Origin of the sequence: Aliamphritea spongicola, assembly GCF_017051665.1 — a bacterium.
GTDB lineage: Bacteria > Pseudomonadota > Gammaproteobacteria > Pseudomonadales > Balneatricaceae > Amphritea > Amphritea spongicola.
The window spans coordinates 1-288 of record NZ_JAFIDL010000098.1 but is presented as its reverse complement, the minus strand read 5'-3'; the positions used below and the strand labels follow the sequence as shown (position 1 = coordinate 288).

At 70.1% G+C, this 288-nt stretch carries 1 protein-coding gene; it reads left to right on the top strand.

Translation table 11 applies throughout. The features are described 5' to 3' along the window. Window positions 1–258, top strand: a 258-nt coding sequence (locus tag JYB63_RS22900) for a hypothetical protein (protein ID WP_205660226.1), incomplete at its 5' end; no start/stop codon positions are given. Between the last annotated feature and the right edge of the window lie 30 nt (window positions 259–288).

The following is a 288-nucleotide window of genomic DNA, read 5'->3' as shown; positions in this document are numbered from 1 at the left end:
AATATCGAGAGGGAAGCAGGAGGAACCGCCATGACCGCCGCTATCGCCGCCGACTTCACCGCCACCCACACCGACAACGGCATCCTCATCACCGGCCGCAGCGGACGCCACTACCTCGCCCGCACCATCGGGGGTCTCGTAGAGGTGTACCGCGCGAACCGGCGTGGTGAGGCCAGGAACCGCCGCGTGTACACCGGTCCCGCGCCGGCGCGCCGGGCGGAGCTGTTCACCGCGCTCGCCAAGGCCGGGGTTCGCTGATCCGGCCGCAGTGCCCGTCCTCCACGAGAT